The organism is Bacteroides sp. OM05-12, from assembly GCF_003438995.1.
GTDB lineage: Bacteria > Bacteroidota > Bacteroidia > Bacteroidales > Bacteroidaceae > Bacteroides.
On sequence record NZ_QSUN01000003.1, the window covers coordinates 219,683 to 237,938 of the forward strand.

An 18,256-nucleotide genomic window follows, 5' to 3' on the forward strand; every position below is an offset into this window, starting at 1 on the left:
CTAATTAAAACAAAAAGAATGAAAATGGAAATGAAACAATTCGGATGGGCAGCCATTATATGCGCAGCCTTATCAATGGGAAATTTAATGAGCTCATGCTCAGATGACGACACTCCTACTAAGACAGAGGACCCTGAAGTAACTCACGATGGAAGTACCGCTTACAGTGCAGGATTGTTGTTCAATAATGGTACCGAAATCGGTAATGGCGACCAGAACTTTGTGTTTACAGGAGATGTTACACTGAAAAAAGGTACTTATCTGCTAAAAGGTTGGGTTTACGTTACTAAAGGTGCGAAACTTACAATCCCTGCAGGAACAATCATCAAAGGTGACAAGCAAACCAAAGCCGCCCTCATCATTGAACCGGGTGGTTACGCTGAAATGAAAGGAACAAAAGAAGAACCGATCGTCATGACTTCCGAAGAAAGTGTAGGAAACCGTAAACCGGGTGACTGGGGTGGACTTATCATCTGTGGTAACGCTAAGAATAATCAAAAAACAATGCAAATAGAAGGTGGACCGAAAACCATACACGGGGGTGAGAACGATTCCGACAACTCCGGTATTTATCAGTATATCCGTGTAGAATTTGCAGGGTATCCGTTCGATACTGACAAGGAAATCAACGGTATCACCTTCGGTTCTGTAGGAAGCGGCACAACCATAGACCACCTGCAAGTATCTTACTCAAATGACGATTCTTACGAATGGTTCGGTGGTTCGGTAAACTGTAAATATCTCGTAGCATACAAAGGATGGGATGATGAATTCGATACAGACAACGGTTTCAGCGGAACTGTTCAATACTGTCTTTCTATCCGTGATCCGAGAATTGCAGATACATCACAAAGTAACGGATTCGAAAGTGACAACTGTGCTAGTGGTGATGTTGTAACTCCGTTCACTACCGCTACTTTCAAAAACGTAACTTTCGTAGGTCCGATGACTGCTAAGAACATGGCTGATAACTTTAAGAACTCTGCCGACTACATTACCGGTGGTAGCGTATATCCAAACAACGGCTCTAAGCTTGGTCTTTTCCAATCTGCCATGCAAATCCGTCGTAGCAGTAAACTGAACTGTGAGAATGCTTTGGCAATCGGCTATCCCATCGGTTTGATTATAGATGGTGAGAAAGGTAACACGGTAGACTATTCCAAGAATGGTGATTTCTACTTAAAGAACGTTATCTTCGCAGGTATGGGTATCTTAGGTTCGGATGGTAATAAAATCTACGCCGACACACTTCTCAACCGTCCGGCCGGTAGTGATGCAGTATCTTACTCACATACTTTCTTCTTGAGCGAACCGACTAACAAAGAGATGACAGAAGCTGCATTGAATCTTTCCGATCCGATGAAAACAGGTCAGAACTATTGTCCTAAAACAGTTATCAATGGAACAAACGGTTACATCGGAGCATTCAAAGATGAAAGCGATAACTGGTTGGAAGGTTGGACTAACTTCGATCCTCAGAACACTGTTTACTAAGCAGATAGTTTAGATATATACATATATGACGGGAGATTGTCAAAACTATCTCAATTCCCCCGCTTGAGCGGGGGTAGGGGGTGTGTGAGTTTTCTAACAGTTTAATAAGCAAAGAAAGATCACACACCCCTTAATCCCCGCTCAAGCGGGGAGACTTGGATGCTTTGATGTTTGACACATTCTGCCTGCTGTATTTTTAATGCCAATGCTCTTCATTACCTCTTACTTATCGGAACATATCGTTGTACGTCCAACACATTCTTATAAGCCGGGCGAATGATACGTTTACCTTGGAAGGTTAGTTCTTCGTTGCGGTGCGCTGTCCATCCCACAATACGAGCCATGGCAAACAACGGTGTATAGATTTCCTGTGGCAGACCAATCATTTCGTATACGAAACCGGAATAGAAGTCAATATTGCTGGAGACAGTCTTACCGCCTTCTCCTTTGAATTTAGAGAAACAAGTGATGGCACGATCTTCCAACAGCTCCAGAAAAGCAAATTCCTTTTCAAGTCCCTTCTCTTTCGCCAAATCTCGTGCAAGTTCTTTCAGCAACACCGCACGCGGGTCTGAGATGGTATAGACGGCATGACCGATACCGTAAATCAATCCTGTCTTATTATAAACCTCCTTGCGAAGCATACGGTTAAAATAAGTGTCTATCTCATCCACGTTTTCCCAATCCTGAATGTTATCTTTCAAGTGATGGAACATATCTACCACTTGTATATTAGCACCTCCGTGAAGCGGGCCTTTCAATGAGCCGATGCCGGCAGCGATGGATGAATAAGTATCCGTTCCGGTAGAAGAAGTGACACGTACCGTAAAAGTAGAGTTATTACCACCTCCGTGCTCCGCCTGCAACACCAGCAAGAGGTCGAGTACGCGGGCATCGAGTTCCGTATAATCCTTCTTCAGCATATAAAGGAAGTTTTCGGCAATGGAGAGTTCCTCACGGGGATGACGGATATGCAGGGAACGTCCTTGCGTGCTATGCCGCAAGATATTATAAGCATACGCTATAATCGTAGGGAACTTTGAAATCAGGTCGATGGACTGGCGCATCAGGTTGTCCTGTGAAGTATCGTCAGGGTTCGGATCAAAGGTATACATCTCCAATACACTACGTGCAAGGATATTCATAATGTTAGAGCCTTCAAGGTCAAGAATGTTCATCTTCGTCTTCTGCTCCAACGGCATATTGTCGATGATGATTTCCTTAAAAGCAGCCAGTTCCTCCTTATTGGGGAGATTGCCGGAAAGCATCAGGTAAGCCACTTCTTCAAAACCGAAACGACGGTCTTTCATCAGCCCGTGCGCAATGTCCTCTACGTCCAACCCGCGATAAAACAACTTACCGGGAATAGCCTTCAGTCCTCCACCCTCAATACGTTCATAACCAACCACATTACCGATCTTCGTCAGTCCCACCAGTACACCTGTACCGTCTTCATTACGCAAGCCACGCTTCACACCGAACTTGGAAAACAACTCATTATCTATTTTACAAGCCTCCCGCATCTGGTCGGACAACTTATAGATGATATATTCTTTCTTCATACTCTGTTCATTTTAAGGATTTAACTTCACTTCTTACTTTCACAATTAATCTGCTGTATCAATACATCGCGGAAGGATGACGTACTCAATGACTTCCCATCCGGCATGAGACGCGCCAAATCATCCGTTGCAAGCCCCTGAGAGAAACAACATTCCATTGCAGAAGTTATCAATTCGCCGGCCTCTTTCCAACCGAGATATTCCAACATCATTACGGCCGATAAGATGATGGAAGACGGATTCGCTTTATTTTGTCCTGCAATATCGGGAGCCGTGCCATGAGTAGCCTCAAAGATAGCGTGCCCCGTATCATAGTTAATATTCGCTCCCGGAGCAATGCCTATACCGCCTACCATAGCCGCCAACTGGTCGGAAATATAGTCGCCGTTCAAATTCAATGTAGCCACTACGGAGTAATCTTTGGGATGCAACAGGGTGTTTTGTAAAAAGGCATCTGCTATCACATCGTTAACAATCACTTTTCCCTGCTTCACCGCCTCCTCTTTCGCAGCATCCGCAACAGCTTTCCCTTGTTCTTTCACAAGCGCATTGTAACGGTTCATGCTGAATGTTTCTCCGGCAAACTCACGGTCCGCCATTTCATACCCCCACTTTTTGAAACCTCCTTCCGTGAACTTCATGATATTGCCTTTATGTACCAAAGTAACACTGGGCAGTTTATGCTTGATGGCATAACGGATGGCAGCACGCACCAGTCTTTCCGTGCCTTCTATAGACACCGGCTTCACACCAAAACCGGATGTATCAGGAAAACGTACCTTCGTCACTCTCATCTCATTAACAAGAAAAGTCAGAAACTTCTTCGCTTCATCGCTTCCCTGCTCCCATTCTATTCCGGCATAAATATCTTCCGTGTTTTCGCGGAAAATATACATATCTACATCCTGAGGATTCTTCAATGGAGACTCCACTCCCTTGAACCAACGTACCGGACGCAAGCAAACATACAAGTCCAACTCTTGACGCAAAGCCACATTCAAAGAACGGATTCCCCCGCCGACAGGGGTAGTCAGAGGTCCTTTCAACCCGACAATATATTCTTTAAAAGCCTGCATCGTTTCATTGGGCAGCCATTTACCCGTATACTTAAATGCCTTCTCTCCTGCAAGAACTTCTTTCCATTTAATCTGCCGTTTACCTTTATATGCAGCATTCACCGCAGCATCGACAACGGCAAGGCATACGGAAGTTATCTCTTTACCTACACCGTCTCCTTCTATAAAGGGAATCGTTACATTCTCCGGTACGACCAACCGTTTCTCTTCTTTTATTATTCTGCTCATTGTATTTATTTATAAAAGGGGGATTATTTACTGTTCAATGCAGAACCGGCTTTAAACCAATTGATTTGCATTTCATTATATGTATGAGATACTTCAAACGATTCTTCCGTACCATCCGCGTGACGGAGCGTTACCGTCAGATTCCGTCCGGGTGCAAAGTCTTTCAAGCCTGTTACGGAAATCAGGTCGTCTTCGCGAATACGGTTATAATCATCTTTATTGATAAAGGTAAGGGCAAGCATACCCTGTTTCTTCAAGTTTGTTTCGTGGATACGTGCAAACGACTTAGCCAATATGACTTTTACATGGAGGAAACGAGGCTCCATGGCGGCATGCTCGCGTGAAGAACCTTCTCCATAATTTTCCTCTGCTACAACGACGGAAGATATTCCTTTCTCCTTATATTGTTTGGCAACTGCGGATACAGCTTCATACTGTCCATTTTCCCGATTCAGCACAGCATTCGTTTTCCCATTGAAAGCATTGACAGCTCCCATCAACAAATTATCCGATATATTCTCTAAATGCCCTCTGAATCTCAACCAGGATCCTGCCATGGAAATATGGTCGGTAGTACACTTGCCGGAGGTCTTTATCAATAACGGCATATCCGGATAATCCTCCCCGTTCCATGGAGCGAAAGGTTCCAAACGCTGCAAGCGTGCCGATGCCGGATTTATAACTATTTCTTCTTTATTAAAGTCAGGTTTCAGATAACCATTATCTTTCACTTCAAAACCTCTCTGCGGTAAAGTATCTCCTACCGGTTCACTGAGTTTGACCAAATCGCCGTTTGCATTCATCAACCGGTCTTTCAGAGGATTGAAGCACAAGTCTCCGGCAATGGTCAAAGCCATTGTCAACTCAGGAGAAGCAACAAAAGCATACGTATTCGGATTACCGTCGGCCCGTTTGGCGAAATTACGGTTGAAAGAAGTTACGATGGAGTTCTTACGATTCGGATCGTCCGTATGTCTTTTCCACTGACCGATGCAAGGACCGCAGGCATTTGCCATGATGGTAGCACCTATTGCCTCAAAATCACCGATCATGCCGTCACGTTCCGCTGTATAGCGTATCTGTTCCGAACCGGGATTGACAATCAGAGGTGCAGCAACACTCAATTTCTTTTCGGCAACTTGACGTGCAATGGAAGCAGCCCGGCTGAGATCCTGATAAGAAGAGTTGGTACAAGAACCTATTAAACCGACTTCCATCTTTCTCGGATAACCGTTCACTTTTACTTTCTCGGCAAATTCGGAAATAGGCGTAGCCGCATCAGGCGTGAACGGTCCGTTAATATACGGTTCCAATGCAGACAGGTCTATTTCTATCACTTTATCGTAATACTTCTCCGGTTCGGCTATCACCTCATTATCAGCAGTCAGATAAGCAACCAGGCGGTCTGCTTCTTTCACGATTTCCTCTCTGCCTGTCGCTATGAGATAACGTGCCATCTCCTCATCATAAGGAAATAAAGAAGTAGTAGCACCTACCTCAGCACCCATATTACAAATCGTAGCTTTTCCTGTTGCCGATAAAGTTGCCGCCCCGTCACCAAAATATTCAATGATAGCATTTGTAGCCCCTTTTACTGTCAGTATACCTGCCAGTTTCAGGATTATATCTTTAGGAGCAGCCCATCCGTTCAATTTTCCGGTCAGTTTCACACCTATCAGGCGAGGCATCTTCAACTCCCATTCCATTCCGGTCATTACATCTACCGCATCGGCACCTCCTACCCCTATGGCTATCATGCCCAAGCCGCCTGCGTTGGGGGTATGTGAGTCCGTGCCCACCATCATTCCTCCGGGAAAAGCATAATTCTCCAAAATAACCTGATGGATGATACCTGCACCCGGACGCCAGAAGCCAATCCCGTATTTACCGGACACGCTCTGTAAGAAATCATAAACCTCCTTGTTCGTTTCATTTGCAGTAGAAAGATCATCCTTAGCTCCACGATAGGCCTGAATTAAATGGTCACAGTGTACTGTGGCAGGAACGGCAGATTGCTCTTTACCTGCATTCATGAACTGCAATAACGCCATCTGGGCTGTTGCGTCTTGCATTGCCACCCGGTCAGGACGAAAATCTACATAGTCTTCTCCACGACGATAGGCGGTCATCTTACTTTCATCATATAGATGTGCATATAAAATCTTTTCAGCAAGCGTCATCGGACGGTGAAGATGCTCACGAGCTTCGTCTACTTTCCGGGAAAGTGAGGAGTAAAAACTCCTAATCATTTCAATATCAAATATCATTGCATATAATTTTAGTGTGTTTATTTAACAAGGTAAAACATTCTATTGTTCACAATATTAATGATTAATATTTGTAATCATTACAACTTAGAAGTCTATTTAAACTTATTTATATTTTAAAGTATGAATTAGTCCTGCCTGTAAGTACTGATTCATATCTCTGAAGCACGTTTCAGAAAAGTGTTTTTACAGCCTTCACCTTATCACTCTTTTCTCTTTACAGATTGATTATTAATACATTATAGTGAAAGCACTTTTTTAGTTGAGAGTTGAGAGTTGAGAATTGAGAGTGTATCAGACTCTTTTGATGCGTCAAGCGATGATAAACTCCTCCTCTGTTTATAGAGGAGGTGTCACGAAGTGACGGAGGAGTTTTTGCATTTTCCATTTTCAACTTCAAAGAAAAAACTCCCTCCCCCTGCGGGTACTCCCTCTATAAATAGAGGGAGAGCTTGGAATATCTTAAACGAAACAAAAGAGTCTCAGACTCTTTGCACTCTCAACTCTTAACTAAAAAAGTGCTTTCACTTTAACCGAATAGTAATCAATAATATAGGGTAAAAGAGTGATAAGGTGAAGACAGGAAAAAGTAAATTCGATTTAGTAAAAACAACGTGAAGTATAGAAAAAACAGAATGAATATCAAAAGTCAAAGCATCCAAGTTTCCCCGCTTAAGCGGGGATTAAGGGGTGTGTGATCTTTCTTTGATTATTAAAATTCACACACACCCTACCCCCGCTCAAGTGGGGGAATTGAGATAGTTTTAACAACCTCTGATTGCAAACAAACATACGGTCGATTGAAAACAAAGGTACGGTCCTTTGTTTACAAACTCCTATCGTTTGAAAGCAATCGACCGTATGCTGAGAAATCATCTTCTAAGGAATCTCTCCAAGTCTTTTTTCAACCTCCTGTAAAGGAAAGAATCTTTATAGTTTGTATTCTTACGAAGCATCAAGTCCACACTGCACTGACTATTCTGATAGCAAGTCAGCTCATTCCGGAACTGCATATTGTGCTCTGCCAACTCCTTAATCTCAATCTCTCTCTCCCTCCGAAGAACCGTGCAGACAGGAACAAGAAGCTTCATCACCACATTATTCATGATATGATGACCTTGAATAAAAAGATAGGTCGTATCAGGAGTTACTCCCAACTCACTTAATTCTTCCTGAAGTTTCTCCAACGCCTCTTGCATATTCGGATATTCCCGATTAAACTCATCCAACTTGGCTTTTACTCTTTCATCCATTTCATGCAGGCATCTGTCCGGGTGCTTTATATCAACATTATGCAGACGTATGTAAGAACAAAAATCCATTAACGAGAACACAAAAAGCAAATGACGACGATAAAACCAGATAGACCATAAAAACAACGGATAAGCAATACGGGAGTATCGTTTCATGAATTCCGGGAAATCCAGTATATGCCGATCATTCAAAGTTGCTTGTACACAAACTTCATGCAAGCTTTCGGCATAACATTGGTAGTTCTCAATCGCATACGTATAAGTATGGAATATATACGGATTACGGATAATCTTACGGGATAGATGGGTAGCACCTTGCAGAAGATAATCATAATCACTATCCACGCAAGCAATCATATTCTCACCCAAACCGGAATCGCCAAGCGCATTCATCAACGCCATCTTTTTTCCCTTGGCAAGAGAACTGGACGAGGGCAGCATCACCTGAAAACAATAATTCTCGTTTTCATAATCATTAAACAGATTACGCCAAAAAGAAATATCATCATAACTCTCCACGTAAGCAATAATTCTGCGTTTTGCTTTCTTTGGAGTCATCCGGTTGGCTGCACCGACCCACATGGAAGTAAGATGTTCGTTCAGACGTTTTGCCATACCCTTATTTATTTACTCCCGAACTGATATCACTCACCTCTGTCACAGCATCCAGCCAGCCGTCCATAATCACCGCCGGAGAATGAGTAGTTAAGATAATCTGTGCATGCGGATTCAATTTCCGAATCAGGAATATCATCTGTTGCTGCCATTCAATATGCAACGAAACTTCCGGTTCATCCATAAAAAGGACACTATATTGATTGTCTTGCACCAATACTGTCAGCAATATAACCAGCATTTGCTTCTCTCCCGAAGATAGTTGATAGGGACAAAGTAGCTCATCTCCCTGAATAAAACGAATTTCGTTACTTTTCCGGTCTATCCGCTTATTGGTTTCCTTGAAGAGTTCATCCACCATGTCTTGAAACATCTTCTTCGGAACGGATACTTGGGCAGCTTTGGCTCTTTCTTCTTCATCTTCGGAAGTCAACAGTTCTATAATCCGATTACCTATATTGACCTGATAATCCAAATAGCGGCGTTGAAGCTGATATACTTGCCAATCCAATTCTGTCTTGACGTTCTTATCCGCCATCTTCTCCATAATATCGGAATGAAGCAAAGGCCCATCAAAACTACGTATCACATCATACTGAACGAAAGTAGCATCTTCGGGTTCAAAATGAATTTTGACCTTCATCTTATCTCCATTCCGTTCTATCGCCTGAGAGAGCATATCAAGCAAATGTACAGAAGCATTCAGAATTGTACTCTTACCTATACCATTAATACCCGAAAGGATATTCACGTCCGGACGCAAATCCCATACAATATTCTTTCTCCCCCATAAACCGATAATCTCTATCCTCTTTATATATTCAGCTTTCTTCTCCATTTATATTCCACCATATAACGTTTATCATACAAATTTAGTCAAAAAACTCTAATTCAACGAATTCTCATAAACAAAAAATATTATGAGAGAGATATTACCAAAAACACTTTTGTTTTAACTATATTTATATTACTTTCATTCCAGAAACTAAAAATACAAGATTTAAGCTCGATAATCTATTTATAAATTAGGAATATTTATCATATTGCAAATAAGGATTCCTAAAACTTATATTATCAAAAGCTTTGATTGTACGAAATATAGAACATTACTATATTCGCATCGTAATTAAAACACATAAAAAAAAATAAAAAACATGATGATCAGCCAACAGCTACTACAGACTATAGAGCTTTCCAAGCAATGCATGGAAACTTCTGACTTATCGGAAATAGAGAACGAAAAATCTTTGATATCGCAAAGAGAATACGCAAATCAATTAAAAACTATATATAAAGAGGTATTATATTATTTGGATTCTAAAAAAGCTTTCTTGGATCCGCATTTATCATTAATTAAATTCAGCTCAATGATAGGTACAAATACAACCTACTTATCTAAGGCTATTAATAAATATTTTGAATGTAATTTTAAAACACTAATAAACAATTATAGAGTAGAATACAGCAAGAAATTGCTGATAGACAACAATTCGACTTTTTCAATAAAGGAGATAGCTCAAAAATGCGGTTTTTTATCTATCAGTGCTTATTACGCATCATTTAAAAAGATTACGCAATTATCTCCATTACAATATAAAATAATCAAACTATATACAGCATATCCTCATGCAGAGCAAGAATTAATCTCTGAATGATCTATTTTTTATTTTAAATATAATTATCAAATTATGAAGAAAAGTTTTATCAAAGTTGCACTCTTCGGAGTGCTAGCTATTACAGCCGCAAATTTTGTTGGTTGTACTGATTACGACGATGACATCAAAAACTTGCAAGGACAGGTTGATGAATTGAAGTCTGTATCTATTGCAGATATCGATTCTCAATTAAAGGCCTTGAAAGAAGCTGATGCCAATTTAGCAACAACATGTTCTACTCTTGAAGCTGCAATTGATGAAATCAAAGCTAACCTTGAGTCACTGACTAAAGCTAGCGAAGCATTAAAAGTTGCAGTAGACGGAAAAGTAGATAAAAGTGTTTACGATGCTGCTATTGAAGCATTAAACGGACAATGTGCAGAATTAGCTGCTAAATTGTCTGTTTTATCTGATTTACAAGCAGCTATCGATGCTTTGAATGCAAATAAGGCTGATAAGACAGCTTTGGATGCTATCAATAAGGCTATCGAGGAATTAAAAGCAAAAGATGCTAAGTTAGCTGAAGATCTTGCCGCTTTACAAACAACGATCAATGCCGCCCTTGATGGAAAGGCCGATAAGACAGCTTTAGATAAATTGGAAAAGGACCTTCAAACAAAATTAAATGAAGGCTTAACAAGTTTAAGAGGTGACTTGGAAGGTAGAATCGGTGGTATCGAAACCAGCTTGAAGAACTTAGCAACAAAAGATGAGTTAAAAGCTGCTAAAGATGCATTAGAAGCTAGAATCAAGACATTGGAAACCAGCAATGAAAGCTTGAAGACTGCAACTGAAAACAATAAAAATGCTATTAACGACCTCAGTAAGATCGTTACTCCTTTAAAAACTTTGGTTGACGGAATAAACTCACGCCTAGGTGTTGCAGAAGGAAATATAAGTGCTTTGCAAGAAAGTATTGGTCAGGTAGATAGCAAAATCAGCACGGCAATTACAAATCTGCAACTTATTTTAGAAGGAAAGATCGACGCTATCGATGCAGCCTACAAAGCAGCTGATACCGAACTAGCCAGAAGAATTAAAGTATTGGAAGATGCTAAATTCGCTAAGGAATCTGATCTTAACGCTGCTAAAGCCGACATAACAACTCTTCAGAAAGAAATCTACGGAGAAGATGGTAAAGGTGGTTTAAAGAATGAACTAAGTGCTCTTAAAGTCCAAGTAGACAATTTATTCATAGAAGGAACAGCAGAAAATGGTCAACTTACAGCTGCTATAGGTGCAGAAATAACTGCAGCATTACAAAAAGGTGGAGATATTCAAAAGGCGATCGATGCCGCTATCTCTGCTGCAACCGGTAGAATCGATGTTCTTGACAGCCAAGTTCGCGACCTTATGGCACGTATCCAAAGCATTGTATTTGTACCACAATACACTAACGCTGACGGTGCATTCGTTCCTGCATACTTTATCAATAAAGTAGGTGGAGAAATGACTATTAAGTTCCGTATCTCTCCTGCCGACAGAGCTATAGAACTTGCAGAAATGGCACAAAAAAGATTAGGAAGCGATGCTTCTATCCTTTCATTTATCGTTGAAGGTTCTGCATTGGAAACAAGAGCAGCAGCTGAAGATTTAGACATTAGAGGTGTTACAGGTACAGGTGATGGTATTATCGCTGTAACAGTAGCTCCTAATGTTGATAAATTTGTTGATGGTAAATATTTCCCGACTGCAATGATAGTATCTACTACAAAGACTACAGAGGCAAAAGAAGATAGCATTACCAATATCACTACTGAATATTTCAAGATTAAAGGACAGACTATTATAACTAGCCAAGCTAGCTTAGAAAGTAGTAGTAAAAATCTTCCTTATACCCAAAAGGTAGCAACTGATGTAAATGTTGATTTCTCTGAAAAGATATCTTATGCAGGAGTAGCAGGTCTTAGCCTGCAGGATCTTGGTTTCGAACAAAACCTGACAATTTATAGTGTAAACAGTATTCTCATAGATAATCAAGGAAAAGCTGTTAACAAGAATGAAGAGAACAATCTTAAGACATATCTAGATAATCATCATATTACATTAAATGGTAATAAGGGCATCCAATTGAAAGAAAACGATCCATCATATATGGGTACAGAGATCACATTAGGCCTTGCCGAATCTGTATTTGGATACGATAACTCAACTCCTGCTGTTCCAAATCAAATCTATGATGTAACATACACAATTAGTGATGATACATTTACTGAAGATCCTGTTAATTATGGAACTCTAGTAGAAAAGACATGGACAGTAGCTGACGCCGGTAATGCTAAAACATATACAGCAAAAATAGACCTTACCAAAATGACTACACTATATAGCTCTAAGGGAGGTACACCTGAGAAAGTTTTAGCAGCAATGAAAACAGCAACAGTTGAATATTATGTAGACGGAAATAAAGTAACATCTGGCGATGATAAAATGGTTATTGATTTAAACAAACCAAATGAAGACAATGTAACAATTAAGTTGCCTGCATCATTCAAATGGAAAACTTATAACTATAGCGTTGTATACAAAACCACTTATGGTGATATAGAAGCACAAGCCAATATAATATTACAATATCCAGCTGAAGAAACATTCTTAGTACCTATTGACGCACGTTGGATTACTAATAATGTAACCTACTTCGTTCAATACGAAAAGCCTAAGGCTTCAGATACGAATTTTGAAATCATAAATAACCTGAATGGTACTGATGCTCAAGCTTATAAAGTTGTTCCAGGAGCTGATTATACATTTGCTTTGAACAATGCTGATAAGTTTACAGGAATCGAAGTTGCATCCGACGGTAAAATCACAATTTCACAAGAGATAAAGTATACAACAGATGAAGGTGATGTATTAGCTGGTCAGGATGCTATAGATAAAGTACGAATCACAACAACAGTTACAGTAGCAGGAAATAAAGTAGCAACCGAAGATTATGGTATACAAGTTTCTTATCCTATTCCAGCAAATATTACTGTTGCAAATCTTCCATATTCAGCTAAAGATATTTTAGCAGGAACACCACTTGATATAGCATCTAAGATAACATTAGCTGATAGATGGAGCACTTCATTAATAGCTAAAGCTAAGATACAAACTTATGCCAAGGATGTATGGGGTATGAAAGGAGAAAGTGATCACGTAATATATACATTGGAAGTTGGTGCTGAATCTGCCGGATTACGAGTAGAAGACTTTACTCTTGATGCAACAAAAGGAACTCTTCTGCTAAATGAAACGAACTTAGCTCAAAAGGCTGTTGTTACCATCAAAGTTAAGACAACAAATAACTATGGTGAATCCAATGGTACATTTACTGTAACTTTGGAGCCGACAAAGTAAGTAAAAAACTTAGTAAAAAGTACAGAGGTGTAATCCCCCAAAGGTTCACCTCTCCTTTTCAGACTCAGTTTAGTTTTTATTATAGAATCTAGTAGGTTTCTCAGTGGAGAAACGGTTAACCCTTCTGTAGTGTTTACAGGGGGGTTAATTTTTTAGTAGCAACCATCACGTAACTGAAATAAAACACAGTCTCTACCCCTCCCTACGAAAAAAAGTATTAATTTCGCGACGGTTTTCAATACACTAAATGTAACAGCAAGATGAATGACAAGCATTATAAAGGGCACATCGCCATGCTGATGGCGAACATTATCTGGGGATTGAACTCTCCGATAGGAAAAGCCGTGCTGGACAGTCCGTATGTTACCCCTCTCTCATTGACTACTTTCCGCATGGTAGGCGCAGCTATCGCATTTTGGGCGGCATCCTTGTTTACGAAAAAAGAACACGTCAAGCCGGAAGATCTTTTTATGCTTTTCTTTGCGGCACTGTTCGGCATCGTGCTCAATCAGGGTAGTTTCATCTTCGGGCTATCCCTCACCTCGCCTATCGACGCCTCCATCGTATGTACTACCACCCCTATCGTCACGATGATTGTAGCGGCCATTTATCTGAAAGAACCGGTGACCGGCAAGAAAGTCCTGGGCATTTTCATCGGTGCTATGGGAGCCTTGATACTTATACTGAGCAGTCAAAGCGCAGCTACAGGCAAATCGGGTAGTGTGTGGGGAGACTTGCTCTGCCTGACGGCACAAATCAGTTTCGCCATCTATCTTACCGTATTCCGAAACCTTATTACCAAATATTCCGCTATCACCATCATGAAATGGATGTTTATCTACGCATCCATGTGCTTCATACCATTCTCCTACCGGGATGTGGCTTCCATAGAATTCGCCCATATCAGTACCGAGGTGTATGCAGGGATAGCTTTTGTGGTATTGGGAGCAACATTCCTCGCCTATCTGCTTGTAATGGTAGGTCAAAAGAATCTGCGCCCTACGCTTGTCAGCATGTACAATTATGTACAGCCCATCGTAGCCTCAGCCATTGCCGTGGCAATGGGAATGGATACTTTCGGGTGGTCTAAGGCGGGAGCTATCATACTGGTATTTACCGGAGTCTATATTGTGACACAAAGCAAATCAAAAGCACAACTGGACGCTTTAAAGATTAAAGCAACAGACCAGGCAGCACCCGGCACCCACAAATAAAAAACATCATGCCCAACCACAATATCCTCTCCCCCATTTTAAGTTTGCAGCAACAACAGCAGTTGTTACAGTTGGAATACGATTACGAAAAAGAAACGTTCCGGCAGCAAACACAAGTAATGGGCATAACAAGGAAGATAAAAAGAGGTTTATGCTGGTATCCGGTCTTTACAGGCAGAAGCTATTACAATTCACTGAACCAACTTGTCATAGAAATAGAGCGCCGGGAGGATAAAGAGACCGAACATAATTTCGAATACGGACGTCCGGTCTGTTTCTTTACACAAGATGCAGCGGAAAATGTGCGGTACTTTAATTTTACGGGGCAAGTCAGCTATGCCGATGACGAACGGATGGTCATAGTAATACCCAACTCTTCGGCATTAACGGATATACAGGGAGCAGAAAGGCTGGGCGTGCAACTTTACTTCGACGAAACCAGTTACCGTACCATGTTCGAAGCGTTGGCAGATACGATACGTGCCAAAGGCAACCGGCTGGCAGAACTGAAAGATATTTTAATCGGCAGTGTACCTCCCGCTCGGCGTTCATTCTTCCCCGTACGCTTCCCTTGGCTGAACATGACACAAGAAGAGGCCGTCAATAAAGTGTTGCAGGCAAAAGATGTGGCAATCGTACACGGACCTCCCGGAACCGGTAAAACCACCACTCTCGTAGAAGCGATTTACGAAACCCTTCACCGTGAGAACCAAGTATTAGTCTGTGCACAAAGCAATATGGCGGTAGATTGGATCTCAGAAAAGCTCGTAGACCGTGGCATCAACGTGCTCCGCATAGGAAACCCTACCAGAGTGAATGACAAGATGCTCTCATTCACCTACGAAAGGAGATTTGAATCACATCCGGATTACTCCGAACTATGGAGCATACGCAAAGCCATACGGGAATTGCACGGCAAATCAAGAAGCGCCGGACACGAGAATATCCGCGCCAAAATAGCCGCACTGAAAGACAGGGCTACGGAACTGGAGATACGTATCAACGAATCGCTCTTCGGCGAGGCACGCGTCATCGCCTCCACCCTCATCAGCTCTGCCAACCGCACGTTGACCGGAAGGCGTTTCTCCACACTTTTCATCGACGAAGCAGCACAGGCATTGGAAGCAGCCTGCTGGGTAGCCATACGAAAAGCCGACCGCGTAGTCTTTGCCGGAGACCACTGCCAACTGCCGCCTACCATAAAGTGCATTGAAGCTGCCCGCAGAGGATTAGACCGGACGTTGATGCAAAAAATCGCAGCCACGAAACCCGAAAGCGTCTCCTTGCTAAAAGTGCAATACCGTATGAATGACGATATTATGCACTTCCCTTCCCTATGGTTTTACCATAACGAACTAAAATCCGCACCGGAAGTAAAATACAGAGGCATATTGGATTATGACACTACATTGGAATGGTATGACACGGAAGGCTGCGAATACAAGGAAGAGTTTATCGGTGAAAACTTCGGGCGAATCAATAAACCCGAAGCCCACATGCTGATGGAAAAGCTGGAAGAGTACATCCATAAAATAGGCATAGCCCGCGTATTGGAAGAACGGATAGACTTCGGGCTTATCTCACCCTACAAAGCTCAGGTGCAATACCTTCGTCAGCTTCTACGTCGGAGCAACTTCTTCAAACCGTTCCGGCAACTAATCACCATCAACACCGTCGACGGTTTTCAGGGACAAGAACGTGACGTCATCCTAATCAGCCTTGTAAGAGCCAACGAGGACGGACAAATCGGCTTCCTAAATGACCTGAGGCGAATGAATGTAGCCATCACCCGTGCCCGCATGAAGCTAATCATCCTGGGCGATGCTTCCACGCTTACCCGACACGCCTTTTACAAAAAATTATATGAATATATACAGGAAAGAGGCGTCATAAAGCATATCATGCCCCATCAAGAAGATCCCGAAGTGACGTCCTGACGGAAATCCGTAACAGACCGTAGCTCTAATCCTTTCCTTCCTTGGGAATAAAGTTGTTCGCCCCTCCGGCTAAGAGAATTCTCCCGTATCAACCGGACGAAAGATGCAGGGTATCTGCCATAAAGACGTAGTGCGTCAGGCAAGAAGATGTAGTGCGGCTTTATGATACTCTGCAAAAAGCGCGACAAATTTTCGACACACATAAGGGAGACTAATGTACGAAGTTTTCACAGACCTGCCCCACAGCACCTTCTGAGAACCACCTGTTTTTATAAAGCACTGATAATGAGCTCCGCGACAAAAATGAAGCAAGGGGGTATAAAATCAATATATTAAAAAGCGTCCCGCCTCTAATATTATCGCTTCAATTCTTTCAAATCTTTGCCGGACGGTTCTTGGAACACCTGTAAACCAAACACCGGAATCACCGCAAGGATATGGTCGAACACATCTGCCTGAACCCGTTCGTATGCAATCCAATTCTTATCCCTGCAAAAGAAATAGATTTCCAACGGAATACCTTTCTCCGTAGGTTGCAACTGACGTACCATGTGCGTCAAACCCTTGCTGACCACCGGCAAACTCTCTATATAACGTTCCAGATAAGCACGAAAGACTCCCAAATTTGTCTGATGGCGTCCGTTCACCAAATTATCGTCATTCAAGCCATGTTCCACGTTATACTCCTGAACCGCCTTCTCCGTATGGTCTATATAGTCACGCAACAAAACAATCGTGCGATATTCCGCCAACATCCCGGACGTACAAAAACGTACACTGTTCATATCTATATTAATAGAACGCTTCACACGCCTTCCATCCGATTCCTGCATTCCCCGCCAATTCTGAAAAGAGTCACTGACCAGCGCATACGGAGGTATAGTAGTAATCGTATTATCCCAGTTGCGCACTTTTACCGTATTCAGCGATACATCTATGACCGTTCCGTCCGCACCGTACTTAGCCATCGTAATCCAGTCTCCCGGACGAAGCATATCATTGGCTGCCAACTGAATGCCGGAAACAAACCCCATAATGGTATCCTTAAACACCAACATCAGGATAGCAGCCGACGCACCCAATCCGGCAAAAAGATGAATCGGAGACTTATTGATAAGAATACTGATAATAAGAATCGTGCCGACAAAGAATAACCCGACCTGAACAATCTGATAAACACCCTTCAACGGACGGTCGCGAAACTCTTTCTTCTGATTGGTCAATTCAAACAGTACCCCAAGAAACACATTGACAAACTTCAACGCAACCGCAATGATATAGACCATACAGATTTTAAGGAGAAAAGCCAATATGCCCGGCGTATCGGGAAAGGCAAGCGGCATCAATATATAGATCAGTACAGGTGGTATTATGTGGCAAAAATTATTGAGAACCTTGTCATTAAAGACAAGATCATCCCAAGTGGCGCGTGTGCGCTTTGTCAGTCTCTTGATTCCTTCCACAATAATCCTGCGGCAAATCAAATCCGCCAGAAAGGCAATCAACAGGATAATAGCGATAATGACAATCCGCTCCATCCATCCCACTGTTTCCGTTTGCATTCCCCATTGAGCCAAAAGGGTATTTATCCACTCACGTATCATCTTCAT

General features: G+C 41.9%; 11 protein-coding genes. 5 read left to right on the forward strand and 6 right to left on the reverse strand.

Translation table 11 applies throughout. From position 1 onward, the window contains the following. Window positions 1-18 precede the first annotated feature (18 nt). A complete protein-coding gene (locus tag DXB63_RS04180; protein ID WP_369869574.1) occupies window positions 19-1,494 on the forward strand; it encodes a hypothetical protein in 1,476 nt (491 codons plus the stop codon). A 215-nt stretch (window positions 1,495-1,709) separates the two neighbouring features. Here DXB63_RS04180 and DXB63_RS04185 read toward each other — a convergent pair whose 3' ends face one another. From DXB63_RS04185 to DXB63_RS04205, 5 genes are all read right to left on the reverse strand, one after another. Continuing rightward, a complete protein-coding gene (locus DXB63_RS04185; RefSeq protein WP_122125139.1) occupies window positions 1,710-3,056 on the reverse strand; it encodes a citrate/2-methylcitrate synthase in 1,347 nt (448 codons plus the stop codon). A gap of 26 nt (window positions 3,057-3,082) precedes the next feature. Beyond that, on the reverse strand, window positions 3,083-4,360 hold the full coding sequence (gene icd, locus DXB63_RS04190) for an NADP-dependent isocitrate dehydrogenase (RefSeq protein WP_122125140.1): 1,278 nt from the start codon (window positions 4,358-4,360) through the stop codon (window positions 3,083-3,085). 23 nt (window positions 4,361-4,383) lie between these two features. Next, complete coding sequence (locus tag DXB63_RS04195; protein ID WP_122125141.1) at window positions 4,384-6,627, reverse strand: aconitate hydratase; 2,244 nt, start codon at window positions 6,625-6,627, stop codon at window positions 4,384-4,386. Between the two features lie 872 nt (window positions 6,628-7,499). Then, on the reverse strand, window positions 7,500-8,495 hold the full coding sequence (locus DXB63_RS04200) for a DUF4435 domain-containing protein (RefSeq protein ID WP_122125142.1): 996 nt from the start codon (window positions 8,493-8,495) through the stop codon (window positions 7,500-7,502). A 4-nt stretch (window positions 8,496-8,499) separates the two neighbouring features. Then, window positions 8,500-9,333, reverse strand: coding sequence for an AAA family ATPase (locus DXB63_RS04205; RefSeq protein ID WP_122125143.1), 834 nt, complete (start codon window positions 9,331-9,333; stop codon window positions 8,500-8,502). 316 nt (window positions 9,334-9,649) lie between these two features. Between DXB63_RS04205 and DXB63_RS04210 the strand changes: the two genes are divergently transcribed. The 4 genes from DXB63_RS04210 to DXB63_RS04225 all read left to right on the forward strand — a co-directional run bounded on the left by DXB63_RS04210 (window position 9,650) and on the right by DXB63_RS04225 (window position 16,646). Then, window positions 9,650-10,150, forward strand: a complete 501-nt coding sequence (locus DXB63_RS04210) for an AraC family transcriptional regulator (RefSeq protein ID WP_122125144.1) — start codon at window positions 9,650-9,652, stop codon at window positions 10,148-10,150. A gap of 33 nt (window positions 10,151-10,183) precedes the next feature. Continuing rightward, window positions 10,184-13,495: a hypothetical protein gene (locus DXB63_RS04215; protein ID WP_122125145.1), complete on the forward strand. Its 3,312-nt coding sequence runs from the start codon at window positions 10,184-10,186 to the stop codon at window positions 13,493-13,495. Between the two features lie 260 nt (window positions 13,496-13,755). After that, window positions 13,756-14,709 carry a DMT family transporter gene (locus tag DXB63_RS04220; RefSeq protein WP_122125146.1) on the forward strand — a complete coding sequence of 318 codons (954 nt, stop codon included), beginning with the start codon at window positions 13,756-13,758 and terminating at the stop codon, window positions 14,707-14,709. Window positions 14,710-14,717: 8 nt separating this feature from the next. Continuing rightward, on the forward strand, window positions 14,718-16,646 hold the full coding sequence (locus tag DXB63_RS04225) for an AAA domain-containing protein (RefSeq protein ID WP_122125147.1): 1,929 nt from the start codon (window positions 14,718-14,720) through the stop codon (window positions 16,644-16,646). A gap of 356 nt (window positions 16,647-17,002) precedes the next feature. Here the strand turns inward: DXB63_RS04225 and DXB63_RS04230 are convergent, their stop codons facing one another. After that, a complete protein-coding gene (locus DXB63_RS04230) occupies window positions 17,003-18,256 on the reverse strand; it encodes a mechanosensitive ion channel family protein (protein WP_122125148.1) in 1,254 nt (417 codons plus the stop codon).

What these genes read in the sequence shown, in the direction of transcription:
- DXB63_RS04225 (WP_122125147.1), top strand. Translation starts at nt 14,718, where the DNA reads ATGCCCAACCACAATATCCTCTCCCCCATTTTAAGTTTGCAGCAACAA.
- DXB63_RS04210 (WP_122125144.1), top strand. Translation starts at nt 9,650, where the DNA reads ATGATGATCAGCCAACAGCTACTACAGACTATAGAGCTTTCCAAGCAA.
- DXB63_RS04215 (WP_122125145.1), top strand. Translation starts at nt 10,184, where the DNA reads ATGAAGAAAAGTTTTATCAAAGTTGCACTCTTCGGAGTGCTAGCTATT.
- DXB63_RS04230 (WP_122125148.1), bottom strand. Translation starts at nt 18,256, where the DNA reads ATGAAGATGATACGTGAGTGGATAAATACCCTTTTGGCTCAATGGGGA.
- DXB63_RS04200 (WP_122125142.1), bottom strand. Translation starts at nt 8,495, where the DNA reads ATGGCAAAACGTCTGAACGAACATCTTACTTCCATGTGGGTCGGTGCA.
- icd (WP_122125140.1), bottom strand. Translation starts at nt 4,360, where the DNA reads ATGAGCAGAATAATAAAAGAAGAGAAACGGTTGGTCGTACCGGAGAAT.
- DXB63_RS04205 (WP_122125143.1), bottom strand. Translation starts at nt 9,333, where the DNA reads ATGGAGAAGAAAGCTGAATATATAAAGAGGATAGAGATTATCGGTTTA.
- DXB63_RS04185 (WP_122125139.1), bottom strand. Translation starts at nt 3,056, where the DNA reads ATGAAGAAAGAATATATCATCTATAAGTTGTCCGACCAGATGCGGGAG.
- DXB63_RS04180 (WP_369869574.1), top strand. Translation starts at nt 19, where the DNA reads ATGAAAATGGAAATGAAACAATTCGGATGGGCAGCCATTATATGCGCA.
- DXB63_RS04195 (WP_122125141.1), bottom strand. Translation starts at nt 6,627, where the DNA reads ATGATATTTGATATTGAAATGATTAGGAGTTTTTACTCCTCACTTTCC.
- DXB63_RS04220 (WP_122125146.1), top strand. Translation starts at nt 13,756, where the DNA reads ATGAATGACAAGCATTATAAAGGGCACATCGCCATGCTGATGGCGAAC.